Source organism: Paenibacillus sp. 11B (assembly GCF_030487755.1).
Taxonomy (GTDB): Bacteria; Bacillota; Bacilli; order Paenibacillales; family Paenibacillaceae; genus Paenibacillus; species Paenibacillus vandeheii.
Genome location: NZ_JAUKNS010000010.1, coordinates 1 through 20595 on the forward strand (window position 1 = coordinate 1; position 20595 = coordinate 20595).

Annotated in this window: 20 protein-coding genes; 16 read left to right on the top strand and 4 right to left on the bottom strand. The window is 41.0% G+C overall.

All coding sequences use genetic code 11. From position 1 onward, the window contains the following. From Q0V21_RS30290 to Q0V21_RS30350, 13 genes are all read left to right on the top strand, one after another. On the top strand, nt 1-975 hold a 975-nt coding region (locus Q0V21_RS30290), incomplete at its 5' end, for a hypothetical protein (RefSeq protein ID WP_301882128.1). A gap of 311 nt (nt 976-1286) precedes the next feature. Further along, complete coding sequence (locus Q0V21_RS30295) at nt 1287-2234, top strand: stalk domain-containing protein (RefSeq protein ID WP_301882129.1); 948 nt, start codon at nt 1287-1289, stop codon at nt 2232-2234. Nucleotides 2235-2250: 16 nt separating this feature from the next. Then, nucleotides 2251-5577, top strand: a complete 3327-nt coding sequence (locus tag Q0V21_RS30300) for a DUF5704 domain-containing protein (RefSeq protein ID WP_301882131.1) — start codon at nt 2251-2253, stop codon at nt 5575-5577. Nucleotides 5578-5631: 54 nt separating this feature from the next. After that, the gene (locus tag Q0V21_RS30305; RefSeq protein ID WP_301882132.1) at nt 5632-6744 is read left to right on the top strand and encodes a WxL protein peptidoglycan domain-containing protein; all 1113 of its coding nucleotides are present in this window, start codon (nt 5632-5634) and stop codon (nt 6742-6744) included. A 91-nt stretch (nt 6745-6835) separates the two neighbouring features. Beyond that, nucleotides 6836-7408 (top strand): hypothetical protein, encoded by a 573-nt coding sequence (locus tag Q0V21_RS30310; RefSeq protein ID WP_301882134.1) that lies wholly within the window; start codon nt 6836-6838, stop codon nt 7406-7408. A 13-nt stretch (nt 7409-7421) separates the two neighbouring features. Further along, nucleotides 7422-10577 carry an RCC1-like domain-containing protein gene (locus tag Q0V21_RS30315; RefSeq protein ID WP_301882135.1) on the top strand — a complete coding sequence of 1052 codons (3156 nt, stop codon included), beginning with the start codon at nt 7422-7424 and terminating at the stop codon, nt 10575-10577. 229 nt (nt 10578-10806) lie between these two features. Continuing rightward, nucleotides 10807-11145, top strand: coding sequence for a hypothetical protein (locus Q0V21_RS30320; protein ID WP_301882136.1), 339 nt, complete (start codon nt 10807-10809; stop codon nt 11143-11145). Between the two features lie 152 nt (nt 11146-11297). Continuing rightward, the gene (locus tag Q0V21_RS30325; protein ID WP_301882139.1) at nt 11298-11486 is read left to right on the top strand and encodes a hypothetical protein; all 189 of its coding nucleotides are present in this window, start codon (nt 11298-11300) and stop codon (nt 11484-11486) included. A 210-nt stretch (nt 11487-11696) separates the two neighbouring features. After that, a complete protein-coding gene (locus Q0V21_RS30330; protein WP_301882140.1) occupies nt 11697-12029 on the top strand; it encodes a hypothetical protein in 333 nt (110 codons plus the stop codon). 32 nt (nt 12030-12061) lie between these two features. Then, a complete protein-coding gene (locus tag Q0V21_RS30335) occupies nt 12062-12784 on the top strand; it encodes a hypothetical protein (protein WP_301882142.1) in 723 nt (240 codons plus the stop codon). Next, nucleotides 12781-13512, top strand: a complete 732-nt coding sequence (locus Q0V21_RS30340) for a hypothetical protein (protein WP_301882143.1) — start codon at nt 12781-12783, stop codon at nt 13510-13512. The genes Q0V21_RS30335 and Q0V21_RS30340 overlap by 4 nt, the downstream gene beginning before the upstream one ends. Before the next feature lie 47 nt (nt 13513-13559). Next, the gene (locus tag Q0V21_RS30345) at nt 13560-14855 is read left to right on the top strand and encodes a hypothetical protein (protein ID WP_301882144.1); all 1296 of its coding nucleotides are present in this window, start codon (nt 13560-13562) and stop codon (nt 14853-14855) included. Next, a complete protein-coding gene (locus tag Q0V21_RS30350; protein WP_301882145.1) occupies nt 14848-15708 on the top strand; it encodes a ThiF family adenylyltransferase in 861 nt (286 codons plus the stop codon). The genes Q0V21_RS30345 and Q0V21_RS30350 overlap by 8 nt, the downstream gene beginning before the upstream one ends. Before the next feature lie 271 nt (nt 15709-15979). On the opposite strand, the gene Q0V21_RS30355 is transcribed toward Q0V21_RS30350, so the two are convergent. The 4 genes from Q0V21_RS30355 to Q0V21_RS30370 all read right to left on the bottom strand — a co-directional run bounded on the left by Q0V21_RS30355 (nt 15980) and on the right by Q0V21_RS30370 (nt 18881). Further along, complete coding sequence (locus Q0V21_RS30355; RefSeq protein WP_301882146.1) at nt 15980-16858, bottom strand: AbrB/MazE/SpoVT family DNA-binding domain-containing protein; 879 nt, start codon at nt 16856-16858, stop codon at nt 15980-15982. 819 nt (nt 16859-17677) lie between these two features. Then, complete coding sequence (locus tag Q0V21_RS30360; protein ID WP_301882147.1) at nt 17678-18010, bottom strand: hypothetical protein; 333 nt, start codon at nt 18008-18010, stop codon at nt 17678-17680. Between the two features lie 188 nt (nt 18011-18198). Continuing rightward, nucleotides 18199-18402, bottom strand: a complete 204-nt coding sequence (locus tag Q0V21_RS30365) for a hypothetical protein (RefSeq protein ID WP_301882148.1) — start codon at nt 18400-18402, stop codon at nt 18199-18201. Between the two features lie 50 nt (nt 18403-18452). After that, complete coding sequence (locus Q0V21_RS30370; RefSeq protein WP_301882149.1) at nt 18453-18881, bottom strand: hypothetical protein; 429 nt, start codon at nt 18879-18881, stop codon at nt 18453-18455. Between the two features lie 265 nt (nt 18882-19146). Here Q0V21_RS30370 and Q0V21_RS30375 point away from each other — a divergent pair, with 265 nt between their 5' ends. The 3 genes from Q0V21_RS30375 (at nt 19147) to Q0V21_RS30385 (ending at nt 20184) form a co-directional block, all read left to right on the top strand. Further along, nucleotides 19147-19368 (top strand): hypothetical protein, encoded by a 222-nt coding sequence (locus Q0V21_RS30375; protein ID WP_301882150.1) that lies wholly within the window; start codon nt 19147-19149, stop codon nt 19366-19368. 54 nt (nt 19369-19422) lie between these two features. Beyond that, entirely contained in the window at nt 19423-19614 is a 192-nt protein-coding gene (locus tag Q0V21_RS30380; protein ID WP_301882152.1) for a hypothetical protein, read from the top strand. A 282-nt stretch (nt 19615-19896) separates the two neighbouring features. Next, nucleotides 19897-20184 carry a hypothetical protein gene (locus tag Q0V21_RS30385; protein WP_301882154.1) on the top strand — a complete coding sequence of 96 codons (288 nt, stop codon included), beginning with the start codon at nt 19897-19899 and terminating at the stop codon, nt 20182-20184. Nucleotides 20185-20595 lie beyond the last annotated feature (411 nt).

Genomic DNA, 20595 nt, shown 5'->3' on the forward strand with positions numbered 1-20595 from the left:
AATCTGGCAATTATATTTATTCTCATCGTTGTGCCGTTTTATCTAATCATGGACATAAGGGTATCGGATCAGAAAACTGTAAACCGTTTAGAAAAACAATATTCAGCAGCACTACATACAGCTGTCCAAGATGCTGCATACGCACTAAACCAAAATGAAAATCAAGATAAAGAGGCTTCTTATCAGTCTACAAAGTTCTTTAATGCCAATAAAGATGTAGCAATAGAAACTTTTTGGAAAACAATGTACCTCAATTTTGGATCAGGATCTGACCAGATCTCCCAGGGTGCCCTCGAATCGTATGTACCGGTTATAGCAGTTACCGATTATAACGGGTTTCATCTCTATGCATTCACTGAATATACGGATACTTCAGGTCAAAAAGTTTATAAGCACGCATGGAAGCCTGAAAAACCTTATGCATATTCGGATCAAGCTGGGAACAGTATCAATTTCACATTAGACAGTTATGTAAAAGTATATCAAGCTTCAACTCAGACCTGGGTCGAAGGATACCGTGAAGAGTTGGAAGGACTCACTGATGTTCCGTTACTGAATAACGCAAAACTGTTTGATGAAGTACGTCGTAATACAATCGTAAAGTTGGTGCAGAAAGATGTGGCTTACTTCATAAACAAGCACAATACTTTTGCAACTCGACTGGGTAGTTTTTATCAATTTAAACTCCCACTGATCCCTAATGAGGAATGGGTAAACAGCATTAATGACGTTGGAATCATGGCATTTATTCAGGGACTACCGGTGGGACACCAATTCTATAATAACTATGCATTCGGGAGCGGTCGGATTTTGAAGAAGAACGTAGTCTATGGGGCAGTAGACGAAAGTACAGGTCTGAAATTCTACTACCGTAGTAACTATCCATTAAACCTACGTGTTCAAGAAACCTTTACATCTGAGAAGGATGCAGCAGCTGCAGGATACATGCCTACTGACTCGCTGAATAAGAGATAAAGATATGGGTGTTGGATCTTGTGTCGGTTCATCCTTAAGGGAGGGATGGAGAAAGGATAATTATTCTCCTAAGTGGCCGCATTAAAGAGTATGATTCAGAACCGGCACAGAGTCGAGCCCCTAAGAATTAAATATGTTCAATTTAGCCGAAAAGTATTTAGGAGAAAATTTAACACCATGATATAATAGTAATATATTAGTTAATATATTGATTAACATCGAGTGCTCTTAGTAGTTAATGTCGGCTAAGAGAGATTTATTAATATGCCGATAAATTGTAAAGAGTCCAAATTGAAGGGAGAAATTTTAAAATGAAAAAAATCTTACTTGCTACTTTGATAGGTGCAATGGCAATTACTGCAACATCAGGGGGTTCAACAATTCATGCGGCAAGCACACCGAAGCAAGTGGAGGTGCTTCTGAATACTGTGAAAATGAAGTTTCCAGATGCTAAGCCATTTCAAGATGGTCAAGGTAGTGTCATGGTTCCGATTCGCTTTGTATCTGAAGCGTTGGGTGCCAAGGTGACGTACTCCAAGGAAGGAAAAGTGTCCAAGGTGGGGGTCGTTAGCAAAGACCATAAGGTGGATATGACGATCGGGCAGACCACAGCCCTGGTTAACGGTCAGAAGAAAGACTACGGTACTCAGATTATCTTGAAGCAGAACCGGACATTCGTTCCGTTGCGTTTGGTGAGTGAAGGTCTTGGCCAGAAGGTAGAGTGGGATAAGATTGGCCGTTGGGTCTGGATCGGCAACAAAGAGTTCCGGAGTACAGATGATAAAGCGTTTAAGTTAACCAAGTTAAGTGATTTTAAAGCATATACACAAAGTGAAGAATTCTTCAAAAATATTAAGCTTGAGAAATATAAGAATATTAAGATTATTAAGGAAAGTGATCTTCCTATCAAGTTAGGTGACGGACAAATTGTATATGACATTAACAAGACAAAAGATTCAATACTAGGCGATGGAGTTCAAATCCGTAGCAGCCAGAGAGGGAACTCAATTACATTTTTAGTGAAGAATAGTTATGGTCGTGGTCGTGGGGTAGTAGATGCTGCTTTTATCAATAATGACGATAAGACAGGCATGAATTTTTATCCCGTACTAAGTCGGTTGGATAAATTTAGAAACGGCGAATATCTTGATAACTACGAAGGATGGAAAAATTTCAAAATGACACAAGCAGACTATATTCTTTTAAGAGATGGTGAGCTGGACGAATACGCTGTGGCCATCATTAATCCGTTCAAGTAAAGGAGCTATGATCTGAATGAAAAGGACCATCAGTTCCATACTCAGTTTAATAATCATTTTGTCCTCTGTGCTTGTACTTTTTACTTATCAATCTGGTAAAGCTGAAGCAGCAATTTACCCTGTGGGTGCAAGTCGATATACGCAAGACGAAAACAATCCAAACCTTTACTATTTTGTTGGGATGGTATACTACGAAGTTTGGAAAGACAGTGGAGGTAAATGGACTGATAAAGGGCATAAACCGGGTGATAAAGTTAGTGTTGTAGATGGTGGAACCTACCAGTTTACATTTGCCTCTGGTCGAAGAGTCAAAAATATCACAGTTAAACCTTTTAATTTTGACGGGGGCCCTACAGCAGACAAAATTTTCAACACGTCTCGTGGTGGAGAATTAGCTGAAAAGCCCCAACAATATTATAATGATGCAACTTCAAGTAGGAACTACGACAACTATGATAATACACCGGTATTAGGAAAAGGTACGAACTCTGCACGAAAAGAAGTTATCGTTAAAGATGGAGTACTATTGGCTAGGGCACAAGCAGTTGATCGAAGACTTGAGGAAGAAATTGAAAATAAAAAAGTTTTTGCACCAAATGTTGAAGGTTACCGCTATTTTTTCCCTACATTATTCACCATTGAACTGGAACCGGAAGAAGGCAAAGCTGTGGTGAAATACTGGACCACAACTGGCCAAAGCCTGGATGGTGTAGACGGATTCGCCAACAAGGAAGTTAAGCTGGAGAAGGATAAGTCATACAACTTCACCCATACCGCTCCTAGTGAGAAGTACACGTATGAGGGGCACAAGAAAAGTACGCAGGGAGACCCTTCGAGTCTATCTCGAAAATCCGGAGATCCTGGACAGTTCATATACAACGGACAGTATCCGGTCTATTACGTGTACTTCTATTACAAGCCCAAAGGCGGCACAACGGAACCTGGAGGGCCAACATGTACCGCTCCGCAGCCCGGACGCACCCTAGATGGCAAGTATATGGATCCGGTCGTCACAGCCATGATTAAAGCCGATCAGCGCGGCAATGAAATGTTCGATGTCCTGAAGGGTATCCCGACATCGGAAAGCCTGTACGGTAACGTCCTCAGCCGAGATTATTTGTTCCAAAACAAATTTATTCAGATGACCGGTACATGCGAATATACGGTCAAAGTAAATCAGAAATGGAAATTGACATGGAAAGATGGAAGAACGGTTTCCACACCGAATGGTGGTACGACTACAGTCTATGACATACCGAGATCAATAGACGACGAACGGAACCCAGAGTACAAAGTGGTACGTCCATACGCCTATTGGACGATTGGTGAACTGAGCGTGTACAACATCCAGGATGCGGTACTCCAGAATTACGCATTTTCCGGAAGCGAGATCACCATCACGCCAACGGGATACACACCGCCAGAGTTCCAGGCTGAAACGACAGGCGACAAATACCCTGCTCCGCAGCCAGTCACACAGCAGGGGCCGTCTCGAACAAAGGATGGTGGAATAAGACAACCATCCATGGAGGAAGAGAATCTGCAGGCCGTGGCCGAAGCTGCTGTTCCGGACGTACAAGTCGAAAACGACTCCCTGGTGTTCAAGGGTCAGACCGTTATGAACAAGCAGCGCACAGCCAAGGAGGGTCCGCAGCCTGGACAGATCCCAGCGCCAGTGCATATCGGGAAAGACGTGCTGTACAGCCCGTACAACTATATCCCGAAAGATAAAGTCAACAAGAAGGATCAGATCAGCACTGGCCAGATTCATTACATCGTGGCCGATGGTAGCATCGAAGCCGAAGAGGAAGAACTGGAATACGAGATCCGCGGCATTAACACCGTAACCGTCCATACGCCGGTTGTGAACTACTCGGCCGTGTCGGATGATCAGCCGCACAACCAGAAAACCAAGCCTAATATGAGCCGATCAGCTCTGATTTTGGAGAGACCGTTTACCGTCCGGATCCCAACGTCTGGACAACACCTAGATGTTAGTCAGTATCCTGGATACGGAAATCGGGATTACGCCAAATATTTCCGGACTAAACAAGTGCGATTCATGTTCGATGTCTATACTGGCAGCCGAAGTCAATTTATCCCCGCTAACACTTGGATCGACATCCCGGTGGATCAACTCGATACCGAGTTCTATCTGCCTGTATGGGTAGATGAAGGCGACTACCAAGTGTACTTCCGGAATATCGCTGAAAATGCTCCGGAGGGATATAACTGGCAGTCGGACGCAAACTTGGATCTGGCCAATCACGCAGCAGTAGACGAGGTTTCTGTGGAAGTCATTGGACGGTTATATGATTTTCATGTCACAGATATCGCGGACTACAACTGGGAAAGAGTGTTCCGGACATTCGCCGGCAGTAAAGATCCGAGCGGGGCTTCCTACTGGGTAGGACAGAATGGGATTGATGGAGATCCCCGAGGTAACTTGGCGCAGTTCACCTTGCCGATCCGTCCCGGTAGTAACCCATTAACGGGTATGGGCAATGTCTCAATAAAAACTGGATACCACTTCAAGTTTGACTTCAAAACGAAGGGGAATATGTTCAGTAAACAAGATGGTATTCGTATAACACCGACATTTACATACGTCAGTAAGGCCGGTGGTACACCAATACCAGTTGACTTGTATTACAAAACCAATGAGAAACCGTTTGTGAAAATTGGATCTGCAGAGGACACAGTCCAGCGGTATGTCGTTTTAAATGAACGGCTACGGAATGTTCCACTCGGAGAAATGAAGAATTCAGGGTACTGGAAATATGATCAGCACCTGACGGCAGCTGAGAAGGTTGGGGTCGATCGAGAAGAGTTTATGAGGAACTATGTACTCAAATACACCAAGCTAAAAACGCCTGTTGGTGGGTACGATAAGCTCATTCTTCCGGAACAGCTCAAGACCTTGATCGGATCAAAGGACATACCAAGTAATGCTTCAGTTACTCCGGAACGTGCAAATGCATCGATACAGCAGTGGTACGGTGAGTACAGCATACCAGCAGCTCCATATGTAGTCCCGGCTGGAACTAATCTTGCGGAGTATGGCCGGACAAACGGAGGGCTCACTGACAAGTCGACACTCTTCTTAAAAGATGGCTACATCATTGTGAATTTTGACATCGAGTCAATCCAAGCAGGGAAGGTCAATGATCCGCATTTACAATATATCCATGCACCATTGATGAACCAGTGGAAATTGGAAGGGTACCAGAATTCGATTTTGGACTCATTTATGAAGAGATACAACGTCAAGGATGGAGATGTCGTGTTTTACAACGCTGATAAATCCAGCCGAGATGACTTTAGCGCACAAGCACCACACTAATATTTACGGGGCTGTATCACTGCCCCGTTCCTTTTTTAAGGAGGGAGATTGAAAATGAGATTTTTTGTGAAAATCAGCTTACCTTTATTTTTTTTCGCTTTTTTTTGGATATTCACACTTCAATCACAGGTAAATGCTGCATCGGACGTTGATTTTTTACTCTCGCCGGTGAAAGAAATTGAACAATCCAGTGGGTACTACCGGGACGTAGTTAACGGAGGGGAAGCGAAACAATATACGTTTTACCTGAAGAATCTTGTTAAGAAGCCGATCGATCTATGGATCTACCCGGCAGACGCAGCTCCTATGGTCAACGGTGGAAAGAGTTTCGCGTTAAAAGGTGAGAAAAATACCTCATTAGGTTCCTGGATATTCCCCTCAAAAGAAGAAGTGGTCCATTTAAAGCCCCTTGAAAAGAAAAAATTCGTATACACCGTAAAAGTGCCAAAGGATCTCGATCCCGGGGAATATGTGGGCGGAATTGTAGCTGAACAAATTCCTGCTTTAGAGGCGAGTCCATCCCAGGTCCAAGACAAAGCGGTATTGCTGATTGAGCGTATCCCACGTATCGGGGTCCAAATTGTGTTGGAGAAGGACAAGCAGGCTGCTGTGCAAGACATGAGCATTGATGATTTCAAGCACAGTTACATAAGCAATGGTTATTCGCAGCTCACCATCAAGTTGTCCAACACGGGGAACATCTTACAAAGGCCAAGTGGACTTATCATGATCCGCGATGCTAACGGTAAAGGGATATTTAGTCAATCCTATGATGCAGCAGCTGAAGAAAAATCTATTTATGCAGGTAAGACAGCGGACATGGTCTATCACGTCAAAGATCAGATCCTATGGCCAGGAGTATACAGTGCGTATTTTGAGAGCAATTTCAACGAGAAGAAGGTATCCAGAACTTTTAATTTCACGATTACTGAAGCGGATGCAAAACTTGCACAGGAAAGTCTGAGTAATGCAGGTCTGCTGCAAGGGCGTGGATTTATAGATTGGTTGAAAAATCATCCCTGGGCCATTGTCGCTGGAGCCCTTGTGCTTATTCTAATTTTCGGAACGTTCTTCTTGTTACTGTTCCTATTGAAAAGAAAAAAGAAAGAGGACGAGCAGGATCGGCAGCAAGTTAGACGACAAACCCTCCAAACACCACAGGGTTAGCGTATTTTCTTTTCAAGAAGGGAGGTGGTTTACATGTGATCGTTATATTGATCGAAGGTGTCTGTTCAAAATAAAAAAGGGATGTGAATGAATGAAACGATTATGGTTTGCCGCAATTTTAGCTCTAGCTCTTGCTATGCCGAGCGTGGCTGCTGCAGAGGACATGGAAAAAGAAGTACAGGTTACCGGTGGTAATTTCATGGTCACCCAATCAAAAATAAATTTTACGGATATTACTCTTGCCGTTCGTCAGCAACAGAAGTCTCAAGCAATTGTGACATCGCGAGTTATTGACGATCGGGGCAATGGTAATGGTTGGACAGTAAGCCAGGCTGCCACTGATTTTGTGACAACAATCGATGGACAGGATTTTTATATCCCTATTGATGCCGTAAAAGTGACGGCATCATTGAAAAATACGATTTCAGGACTACCACTTGACTTCACTAATGGTGGCCATTTAGCCAAAGATCAAGTGTTGTCGCATCAGTCTACAGCGATATTCTCGGCCGCCGTCAGCACGGGACAAGGAGCTTATGACTTTGAGCTTCATTACTCTCTTTCACTGCCGCAGATTATAAAAGCGGAAGATGGAAAAGAAACCGGTGTTATTGCAGGAACGTACCGATCTACAATTACGACTACGGCTACATCGGGAATTTAAAGGAGGGTGAAAAGTGGATAACACAGAGAAGAAAGATAGAAAGAAATACACCATCCGTGTTGGATGGAAACGAAGTCTGATTGTGACTGTGGTTGTAGCATTGATGGTGGGGACTTACTCCTTTGCTGACTTTGGACCGAATGCTCAAGCGGCCGAGTATAGTAGAATTATTGGGATTGAAAACTATGACGAAGGTAACGGACAGTCTACCGCGGGCAAAAGTTATAGTTCACTAGAACTTGAAGGAGGTCGCAGGGTAGGTTTGAGTGGTTCTATTTCAAATCAACCTCTACAAGGAGATTATCTGAAGGTTAGGAAATACAATGAACCTTTCACTATCTCTAAACCTAAACACCTGTATATAACGTCAACTAACGATCTATATTACCAGGAAGATACCGGTACTCCCAAGAAGATGGCTTCGGGAGTAAAAGACTTTCAAGGGTACAATTACTATACTGGTACAAGTTTTGACAGTTTCTTTGCACATAAATTGGACGAAACGGTAGAAGCTTGGGGCAGAGGAACTAACGGCCAACTCGGTATAGGTTATAACCAAGACAAAACTGTGGCTACCAAAGTGGTAGATCCTGCCGACCCTACAGAAGATCTTAAAGGCATTAAAAAGATGATATCTCTGTCGACTATCACAAGAAAAAGCGCAATACTTTTTGTGGGAGATGGAAAGGTATATTTAATAGGCACGGCTTTTGGGAAGGACTCATTACCCAATGCAGTACCTGTAGATGTAACTTCTATTTTCCCTGCATTTGATACAGCGGACGAGTTCGACATGTTCCGTATAAATGGTGAGGACAGTTCTAAAGAGGAAGTTATGCGGGTTTTTGAGATAAAGGGCAAGCAGTACACCTTAAGAGATTTGTCGAAGTATAACCCTGAAGTTGCAAATACTTACGAGACTGAGACGGCTACTTTCTATCCTGTGCCAGATGGAATAGACGCCAGAAATATAGTTAAGATCTCCAATCAAGTGACGAATCCACACAATAGCAGATATTCTGAAAATCGTTATATTTTAATACATTTGTCAGAGAGCAAGGTGCTTACTTCCTGGGGATCTCCAATACAGCAATATTCTGATGCCTACAAATTTATAAGTGACGGAAGCGCTACTTTTAGATCTACTCCAGAACAGATAGCCACAGGGGTGGATTATTTTTCAGCGACGAGCGGTGGACATATTTACTTCGTTAAAGGTGGGAATTTGTTTTATGTAGGGACCAACCAATTAAACAATTCCGGACTTACGGGAGGACCATTCCTCACTCCTATAAAAATAGTAGGGCCGGCAAACGAACTGTCCGATCTTAAAAAGTTCTACCATACCAATCAAGGTAATTACTACTTGAAGAACGATGGGACTTTGCTCGGCTGGAGTACACAAGGGGCTATTTTTACCCACAAAAGAAAATACATTGATTTGATACCGTTTAGAGAGTCTCCTAGCGGGCTTACAGTGGTAGGACTGGGTGAAGATTTCGGATTATACCGGATGTGGAGTACATACGAGTCTACTGGAAGTCCAATGGCGACAGGAGTGGCTCCTAAAGATTATGTCGCTCCAGTTGTTAAGCCAGAAACTCCGATATTGACAACAACGTCACAAGATAAATTCGACCAGTTCACGGTCTCCGTTAATTATGGGACTAGCGCCGATTTGAGTGTCAAAGAGTACCGAATCAATGGTGGAGCGTGGACGCCTTACACGGATGAGTTTGTTATAACGGATACTGGCGCTGTAAAAATTCTTGCAAGATCTGCGGACAGCAAGGGTAACATTAGCGATGAAGGTGTGCTACAAATCGTAAGTAATCCTATTGTTATATCTGCAGGGGAGCCAAATGTAAGTAAGGTTTCTGCAAATGAATTTAAAGTAAGCGCACAAGCAACGGGAGCTGTTAGAACTCAAGTTCGGGTTGATGGAGCGGCTTGGCAGTTCCACAATGTAGCGAACAATCTCTTGCTTGACCCAGGACCTCACACTATTGATGTGAGATTAATAAATACCAAAGATGAGGAACTGATTAATAAGTCCTTCACTGTAACAGCAGATGATCCTACTCCGGTGATTATAGCTAAACCTATTGTAACTCAAACAGGACTGAACAGTACGTATGGGTTAAACCTGGATGTCCAGTTTGATAGTGCGGTAGGAGAAGCTCAATACTCAGTGGATGGCGGAACATGGACAGCAACCACAGGAACAATCTCTGTTCTGAACGGTGTTCACACTGTGAGAGCAAAAGTAGTTGCAATTGACGGAAAAGAAAGTGAAGTTGTAGAGTTTGTAACTACTAAGGTTGATCCTAAGGTTGAGTTTGACAATGGAGACTTTAAGATTGACATTGGTGTAATTGCACCTACTTTGAAAACTTACTACAAAGATAATGTAAATGGAGTTTGGACTGAGTATACTGGTCCTGTAACTTATCCGCCTGGAACTTACACATTTGATGTAGAGATTCGGGATGATGCTTCTGGTGATGTTGTATACGTTGGAGGACCGTTCACAATCGTTGTGACTGATCCAAATGCAGGTAATCCGGGTAACGGTGGCACAACACCAACACCGAATCCAGGTACCGGCACGCCGGTGGGACAAGAAGATGTTGATTTCACGGTAAATAGCGGTGGACTTAGCGCAAAATTCGAGGGAGCGGATCTCTCTACGATCATCATCGACAGCACGAAGCCGTACCAATCTATCAATTCGGTAAGCCGGGCTTTGATTGAAGACAGCCGAGGCAACGGAAAAGGTTATCAATACAGTATGGATGTGACTGATTTCATTTCAGAACCAATGCAGGATAACTCAACAAACTCACAAGACCTTGTTGTTAGTATTCCGGCCAATGCGTTGTCTGTTGAGGTATTAAATACCAAAACCTTAAACGGACCGGCAGCGGAGCTGTCCAACATTGGAAAACATGTCTTCTCTGGTAGTGGACCAGAAATGTTGGCCACAGCGAGACCGTTTGAAGGTATGGGATACAACGAAATTCCACTTAACTTCACGTTAGGTGTTCCGGATCGTGTGAAAATTGTGTCCTCTGGATCTGGAAGTAAGTTCGTTCCAGGACAGTCTACTGGTCTGATGGCGGGAACTTACAAAGCCAAGGTTGTTAGTACATTAACATCAGGTATTTAGTAACTTTGAGGGGGCTTCGCTTTTATGAAGCCCCTTCCAATTAGTTTCATATTGAGGGCAAGTGTAAAGGATATTGACAGTAATGAAGAAAATTGAGATGCTTCTCTTCTTCTAGCCCATCCACCATCCCCACCACCGAATTGATTTGAAATAATCATATGATTCTCCATAAATTAGTGTTAGTATATTAGTATATTAATTAATATGAAACGGAAAGTGAGTGATTCATTTGCTTCATACATATGAGCAATTGGAAAAATCAATCAGGGCCACAAGCAACGGTATTATTGAGAAATACCAGGATAACATGATAGACACGTTTCAATGCATGGAACAATTACATACTTGCTGCACCATGGTCGGGGCGCTCATTGATAATGAAAGGAAAAGCGGTTCAGATAAAGAGTTGATTATCCGCTTAATTAAACTCCGTGATGATATATCTCAACCAGTCATGCAGATGGTATACGATCAAATTCAATCACTGAATACGAAGAAAAAGAAAGTTAAAAAAGAAATATATAAATTAGAGGTTAGAAGGAATTTATTAAGTGCTGCAGTTGGCTAATCATCAGTACATAATTAAATAGCTTAAATTAGAAAAGGAGGTTGCTTTATTATTTAGCAACTTCTTTTTGAATATGGAAATACTTAACAGATGAGCTTTGAGCAGAGCTACTTAGATAATCTAATGATTACTTCAATAAAGGAGAGTTTTGAATGGTAGAAGGTATTCTATTATCCCTTGCATGGATAGGGTTAATTATTGGTGTTGCTATAGTATTATCCGGATTAACGAATGGCTCAAAAGGGAAGGATAAGTTTGATTGGTCAGCAACCATCAACCCGGTTTCTTGGGGACTCTTTATTCTCATTGTGTCAATCTATTGGTTAGTTAGTAGGGGATAATACTTAGCACTTTTATTGTAATTGTGTTATAATCAGATTATTATGATTTGAGATTAATTTTCTTTGCCTTTTTTAAAAGACAAAGAGTGGTTCCCGGTGAAAACCGGTTTAAATTTTGGCAATGAAGCCGTGGAGAACAATAGCATGCCTATTTAGGTGTGCTTTTTTTGTTTTCTGCGGCTTTTTTTGCTTCTACTGGAGGATAACTAAATGACATTTGTAAACCTGTCAAAGTTTAAAGAAAACTTAACTACTCAACAACCGCATAGTTCACACTCCAATGGACTGTTCAAAGTAATTGATGCGGCTATGTGCAATGTTGAGAGTAATGAGGTTGATTGGAATTCATTCTCTCTACAGGAGGCTCAGCAAGCTCTTAACGAGGCCTTAGCTTATGTAGCAGATGAAATAGCTGATGAATATTCAGTACGTCCCAATGAAGGGAATGCTATTCATGTGTACCTACATAACAATGAGTCAATGTACCGGTTAAGAAGAATGAAACCAGTAAACCAAGAGACGGAAGATAACGAGTTTTTCTAAAGATTTCAAATTAGAGAAAGTTAGGTGAGGGTATGAACCGGGCTTATTTTTGTGATGAACAAGTAGGTCAGATGCAAGCAACGTATGATGCAATCACAATGGTGAAGATGTTGCATGAAGCTGGGATAGATGTCCGTAACAATCCGATTAATTATTATTGTTACGGATGGGGTGATCAGGCGGATATCTTCCATGAGGCGATCAAAAGAATGTTGTTTGAAAGCTGCAACCAATCCTACTCGGACAATCTCCAAGGAGAGACTTGGGAGTATAGCATCGTATTTCCGGAAATTGAAGAAATGATGCTTCTATCCAATAATGACGAGGCAAATGAACTGTTAAAAAAGGTAGATATTCTTTTGCATTATGAATGTCCAAATTTTGAAATGGGGATGAGCGGAGTTATAAAGGGAAAGAACATCTACATCAAGATAACAGGAAACTATGGGATATATTCGAATTTCTTAGGCAGAATTATTGAACTGAGAACTATCGTACTTGGGTTCATTGCACATAAGAAGAAGATGCTCATGCAAAAAATCCAAAATATTTTCATGATAAAAATGTTGTCTCTTAGTCGGCCAATACCATTAGGTATCTCAATTTGGGCACCTACTTCATTCGTATTCATACAACTTATGAAAACGTGTGGGGTGGATTTCTCCACCGAGATTGCAGAGAATCTCAGTCCAAAGAAGATGTGTTCTTTGTTAAGGGACGTCATAAAAATTGATGAAAAGGATGAGGTAGCATGAGTTTAATTCTAACGGATAATAAAGCGGGTATTGTTGAGCATTCGCTAAGTATTAGTGAAGAAGGTAATGAATATGTAATCAGGTTGCGAGATCATAGTCTACCCCTGGTAGCTGAATTTCAGAACGGTATTAAGGTAGGAGAAGGTTTTTATACGAATGAGGATTTAGCTGAAGCATTATTGCATGCTCAAAACCTCAGTGTCTTTAAGACACCTATCCTGCCACGGGGTTGTATCTCATACATGGAGAGTACATTTAAAACCTATTGTTTCTTCGAAGTTCCATCACATCGCAGAACTGTGTTTTACCATGATGCGGTTATCGAGGATGTGCCTTTTCCAAATTTAATTTTTGGTTATGAACTTAGGTCAAGAACAGATAGGTTTGAGATATGTAAAGTATTTGTCGGTGCTTTAGAGAAGGGCTTAACCAATGAAGAGTCGGAAGTATATTTTTATCCCTATACAAACGTCGATAGAACCTATGAAGTATGTTTAGGGTCATCTCAGTTACCCCAAATCACACGCATTTCTCAATTATCAACAGTGCCAGAGGTCTTTTTCAATTCACAGAACTCTGACTGTTACTATGGTCATGCAAATGGTAGTGGGCTTACCTATAGGGAACTATTAGAGAAAGTCAAAGGCAAAGAGTTTCCGGATAATTATCTTAAAACGACTGGCATGACCCTCGCTGATTGGATCAGTGGACTGACTTCTCTATTTTAGGCCAAATACAACTCAAATAAATTAGCAATAAGCTGGAGGTAATAGATATGTCTAACGAATTATTTGGTGGTTCTGATCTCTTTTCATACTTTGGGGGAGGTTTCGTAGAGCCAACGAATGTTGATAAGGAAGAAACACTAAAATCAGTGGGTAATACGATCGACATCACTAAACGCATTCAATCCAGAAGTAAATCTGACAAATCAATTGATGGACCTGGTGTAGACACATGTGAGGGCTTAACTCAGGATGAAATTAATGCTCTATCGGATGAAACGCCTATAAGCGAGTCATCAGCCGATACTGCAGAACTTGGAGTAAAAAAAGATTCGTCCAAAAATGCAGATAGCAAAGATAAAAAGCCTGTCTTTACTAACACAACATATATTTGCTATGCCGGTACGTCCAAGCTTTTAACTAAATATTTTGATAGCGAAAAGATAGGGTTGCTCAGTTTAGAGGATGTTCGCAAGCAGTTAGAAAAAGACTTTCCTGAGATGTCAAAACAAAGAACGTTCATGAGTTTTGACGAGAAAAAGAATATAATAGTACCGGCCATCACAGGTGGGAAGAAGGGGGCTTTGCCCGTTTACTTCAACGATTCGAGAGCATACTTCTACTCTGCGAGCCAGCTCGTCGAGCATAAAGATAAGTATTCAATCTGTTACCTGGCTGCCAAAAACGGTTACTATGAGATCCGTGAGAATGGGATCGGGGTTTTTATCTCCAAATGCAACAAGGAAGAGTTAGAAGGATGGAGCAATGCTGATGATTTTTTTGCACAGCAGCCCAGAGTCCAAGAACTTGATTCTTGTCGCACCGGCTTTAAATCCAAGTTGCCGAAAATCCCTGAATCATTGGTACACCAACTAATATCATTTTTTATGGACTATTCTGATAATGATGTAGAAGTGATGGGTGTATTCTACTGGGATACCAAGGAAGGTGTTTATCTATTGGATGTTCCTAATCAAAGTGTGTCGAAGACTTCAATCGATCAGCATTATACGAGTATGCCATATTGGATTATTAAAGTTTGTGAGTTACATTCTCATAATACAATGAAAGCATATTTCAGTTCTGTAGATAACGAAGATGAACTAGGCACCCATCTATATGGTGTGATTGGAAACTTAAAACAAGCAGAAGGACTCATTCGGTTTGATATTCAAACACGAGCTGGTATGGCAGGGAAATTTATATCCTTGCTTCCTTCAGCACTGCTAGAGGGAGACTATGATAATCAAGAAGATTCATGGAACCTCATTAAAAAAGTGCAGTACCCTGCAGCCTGGCATGATCGTGTCTTGCTTGATCAGGTGGAGGTGGTTAACCATGATTAATCTACTTGATTATCACGCTAAGAATGATGATTCAGAGGTTCGCCAATCACGGATACAGAGTATGTACTACTACATTGTAATTGTTGGGGCCGGCGGTACCGGTGGCTATTCAGTTCAACGAATTACCAAAATGTTAAGTGCATTTGCATCCGTAGATTCATTTCTTATGATTGCTGATCCGGATATGGTAGAGGAAAAGAATTTGCTACGACAGCCTTTCGTTAACCAGGATATAGGCGGAAAAAAGGCAAGTGTTCTTGCCCAACGCTATGGTAGAACATACGGACTGAAAATCGGTTCTTATGTTGATAAATATGTGGAATCGGTTGAACAACTAGATCAGTTATTTTCATTAACTGATTTTCGCCACAAGACCGGGCAACACATTCAGAAGGTGTTAATCGGGGCAGTTGATAATGACTTTACGCGTAATGTAATGCATGAGTACTTTATGCAGACCGGTGACCTGATTTATATTGACGCAGGTATTGAAGGGGTCTTCTTACCATCAGGTGATAAACCAAAGAGTGAGTGGGGAGAAGAAGAAATAACAGATCATATGGAAAGCGGATATTCCGGGCAAGTGGTAGTGGGTCTCAAGAAAAATGGAACAGAAATCCTTGAACCACTTAATAGAATTTACCCGATCGATGCAACGGATCTTATCGCGCCTTCACATAATTGTGGTCTGGAACCTTATCAACCTCAACGTATGATCGCAAATGAGATGGCAGCATTCCATATCTCAACGATTATAAATGAGCTGTTGAGTACTAATACAATCATTGTACACTATGCAAACTTCAATGCTAGGACTGGCAGTTGCCGGCCACAGTACGTGCAGGAAGTTTAGTTGAAAACCCCCTATATTTCTCATCATGAGAGATATAGGGGGTTTTAGTTTGATATCACTAAATGACCTATTTGAAAGAAGCTATAAATTATGGCTAAAAGAGTTTCAAGATAGCTAGTAATTGGACTTCATCAGCGTATAGATCGTAAAGTAAGCTGCTGCGTGGCACCATAGAGTGTTTGCGATACAAGCCAGCCAATGGAAACACGATTACCCACATGGTATATGCAAGCAGAGATACAGTAGTTAACACACAGGCCATCAGTTATTATTACTTATCCTGTGAATCTAGCAAGGTTGGCCAATACTCAATCATTTGATTACTGCTATGGTAATTAACCCAATCTCCGGAATGCAGTTCTAGCATTTCAACTTTAGACTCTTCGTGCTTTTCATGGTACTTGAATTTGGAAGCATTTCTTCTGAAGATATCTAGCAATTCCTGGAATGATTTTTCATGAATAGGTTGTACCTTCAAGACTTTATTCTCTGTATAACGAATTTCATTCTTATTAATCTCAAACGGAACACGCTCATTCCATAGTCTCGATAAGAGCGGATCGGGAAGATATTTATACCCGAGTTTGGTCAAAACTAACTCATTCTCCCTCAACATTAGGGACAATTCTATATCGCCAACACCAGGGATTTTAAACCATAAATTTTCTTGAGCATATAAACGTCTTAATTTCCCATGGAGATAACGGAAAAGTTTAAAAGTCCCTGTATCAACCCACACAAACCGTTCTGCACCTGGATCTGGATCGTTTCGTCTAACAATAGTTAGTGTATCATTATCTAAATCTTCATAGAAATGTGGTCGAATCTCCAACAATAAATCATGGAACTTCTGCCAACAGGACTTCACTAATATCAAACCTTCACCCATAAACTCAACTGCCAATTCTTCCTTCGACCGAATGTTTAGGTCCTCGAGTATGTATCTCGGTACAGTTATTTGACCTTGAGTAGATATGAGATAATCCTGGTGTTTTTTTCCGAGAGAGAACACCGGTTTGATCGATCTTTGAATTTTGTAATATGTCGTATATTGGTTCTCTTCTTTAACATACTCAACTCTGTAACCAGGAAACATAGTTAAATCCTGACGCGCTTGCCATGGAATCGTTACACTTACTTGCTTGTCCACATCTAACACCTCCATAATAAATATATTCTAAATATAAATATATTCTAAATATTATAGCACATTTATTTAACAAATATAATTAAGCCTGCGCTTCTGATTACAGAATAGCGCAGGCTTTTTTCATTAAAATCAGTGAGTTAAACTTAGATCTTGAGTAATTAATAGTCTCAATTTACAACTTTACTTTCGCTTCTTGCGGTTCTTAGGTTTAGAGTTGGCTTTATGCTTTCTGTCAGACTTTTCTGACAGTTTGGATACAACATATCTAAACAACTCTTGTGCCACCGCTTCTAAACAATGATCTCCAAATTGGTTCAGCAACTCCTTTAGAAAATCGCACCAGTCCATATGTATCACTCCTTTCTCAAAAATGAAATTTTTAGTACTTAGAACAGCAGGCGTGATCGACCAAACCGAAATTTAATAGTTTGTTTAAGAACTCACTTACAGATCTCTAGTGACAAGTCAGTATGAGAAATGAAAATCACGCTTGTATGTATTTTTCTTTTTGAGCTTTCCTATCCTGAAGTAGAAAATGAACACCGTAAATTTCTCTACAGCCTTCGTCTAAAGGAAGGAATGTTGAAAAATATGGGAAATGTCATCTCTTCTTAGAAGTGCATAACGTCATAAAGTCCGCATTCCAAGCAAGAATGGCCATATTCGCTGTTAACAAAAATCTAATATCGAGAATAGAATTCATTTGTGACCAGACAACGCAAATAAGGCCACTTCATTTGAAGTGGCCATTCGTATATTCCGTTCTACTCTTTGAGATCACTAAACTTGTTCAATTCCTTCAGCGCATTCAGGTCACCATCAATAACTTCTAGGGCATGCTGCATTTTGTACGTCACTCTGAAGATGAGCACCGATTAACATGAGTGCTCTATCCCTAATTTGGCGGTCAAGCACATCTACAGATTTCTGCTTTTGTGCGTCACTGAGGGCTAGGGCATCAATGAGTAGGAGCACTCTAACCCAAATCTGATGTGTACTACTAGCAGCGTCGTGCATTTGCTTTAACAGGTTGATCTCCAGTTCCAGATCTTGGTTCTTATCTTGCAGAGCATTAGCATTCTGTATATAGGACAAAGTGACCTGGTAACGTTTTCTTGGATTATGATCTGGCAGCTGATCTGTTTTATCCATAAGGCACCTCCGATTAAGTTTAGGAAGACGTGTATTCTTTGCGCGCTTCAGCAACTGAGGTAACATCAAACTCATGGTAGATTGGCTGAACAAGCAGATACAGCTGTTCCGATGAGGAGGAGATCCGGATCGGACACTTGCAGGCAAAGGTATATGTCTTACGTCTTACTCTTTTAATCTTTCAAGATCTATTCCAAATGTATTCTGTCTATCCACATATATATTTTTTCTCTAACCTCTGTGTCATTCCATCCCCATTGGAGAGCTAAGCCTTCAATGTCATTAGGGATCCTTTCGACCCACGCTGTGATTTCTTCTTCGTTCGGCTTAGATCTCTTTATATCTGCCAAACAATCGTGGAATACATTTCTCAAAATTTGAACTTCACTCATTTTCATTACCTCCAGAAAATTATTCGTATTATAAAAGCAAATGAATGAGACTAGTTACGTTCATACGCTTTCCGTGCTTCATGAACTGTGGTTACATCAAATTCATGCTGAATCGCCTGAATAAGCAGATCCAGCTGCTGCGGAGAATAGCCTATTCGCTCCGCCGCAAGCATCACGTAACCTAAGCAGGCTTCGTTACCCCATTGGCCAGCGGTTGACCTGTCCCAATCCACCAACGAGCGGAGGTATTCGGAGCGGCTATTCTTGGCTTGGACATCCAGGTGTTCCCACAACTTTTCAGGCATCGTAAGCGAAACCTTTTTCGTGATTCCCAGAGATGGCCGTCCCATCGTTTTGAGAGGGAGGGTCAATTTACCCGTAGCTTGATCATACCGGCAATCGACACACAGAATCACCCGCTCACCATTGTACAAAAAATCGGTTGTGTCACTTGTACTACCACAATTCATGCATTCCATATGCTGTAAATTCATCCCTTTACTTTAAGTTACCTAAAGCATATAGTTTAAGTAACTTAAAGTAAAGCATGAGGGGATTCCGTTCAGGGAGGAGGATTTTAGATGCTTGTCGCCCCCTCTAAACAAAGTGCGACAAGAAGGGTTATAATAGAATTAGGAAAGGTGCATTCGACCGTGGAAAGCATTTAGCAAATGGCTGCGTGAAAAGAATGAGTTACTGTGGAGTCGATCAGCTGGACTTAACTAGACGAAAGGATGTATTTGAATGAGCGACGAATTCAAACTAACTCTTGAAATCAAAATTCAGGAATTGGCAACTGGTATTAAGGATGTTAAATGTCCCTGCTGCGGCGAGACAACAAGTACTGGTTCTGAAGTAAACGATCCTGAAGACGATACCCGAGGGATAGCAACTTGCGAGGTAAACGGTTGTGAATTTTACATCATTGAATACACGGATGGCACGATATTGCTTGAGCCAAGATAGGTAGCTGTGGAGTCGATCACCTGGACGTAATTAAATTAGGGAGGATTATTAAAAATGAGTAATGGAAAAACAGTAGGCGATCTGAGAAAGCTAATTGAAAATGTTCCAGATGACTACAAACTTGAATCGGTAGATGAGTATGGAAATGAAGTTCAAGTGACTGATATAGAAGTTATGACTGTGGAAGGAGTTAATAGCTGTTTGGTTGCTTTCTCACTTCCAGACCCAGACGATGATGAATCGTAAGTAGCTCTTACCCGTGCAGTGGAGCGTTAAGCAACTAGTAATCAGTGGTAGTGGCAAGAGTCTAATTGGCTACAATCTATGATGGATTTTTTTCTCTCGGAACGATCACGATAGTGCGTATGAGAAATTTGAAATTCAAATCAGATTAACAAGGGCGATCGTGTGATTATCACATGCGAAGTCATGGCTGTGTTTTTAATTTAACAGAATATTTAGATGGTACAACTGTGTTTGAGCCAAAAGTATGATCAAAAGAATATGGAACTTTAAAGGAGAGTTACTGTGAGAAAACGTCAATTTAAGAAGAACCTAAGAAGGCATGTACTTTTGTATATGGATGAATCTCCATTGTTGTTTATGAGCCAAGAAGAAATGGTAGCTGCATATGAGGATCGTGACCAGTTTCTTAAAAAGATTGCTAAATTGCCGTACAAGAGAATTAAAAATCTCAAGGTGATGTATTTCTTTCCTCAAAGTAATAAGCATCGGGACTGGTTTAATAGCATTAATACATTGAGAACAAGGAAAGCTTCAGTAACGGTATCACAGTCTTTACAAGATTTTGCTTAATGCTACCAGTAGAGATGAGTAGAACGAATTTAAATGTGGTTGAGAGATTATCTAAAGTAAATCGCTGTATAAAGCTACATATAACACTGGGCAAATAGGTAATTATTCCTTCGATCTATTTGCCTATATTATTTGACGAAATAAGTAGTATATGGTACAAATATATTATTACGAATCACTTTGATTTATTTTGTCGTTATTGCTCGACAGAGTTGGAGACATACTGATCGGGAACATCCATGTATCAGTATATTTAAATAGGGCTTATTTCGCCATGGAGACTATAGACACCCAAAATAGGTGTCTTTTTGTGTTTCCATTTTTTTATGCCTAAAATGTAGAATGTTTATTTTTAGCAACTCATATCTTGAGTTAACTTAGTATTTAATAGTGGGATATTTATAAAAGAAG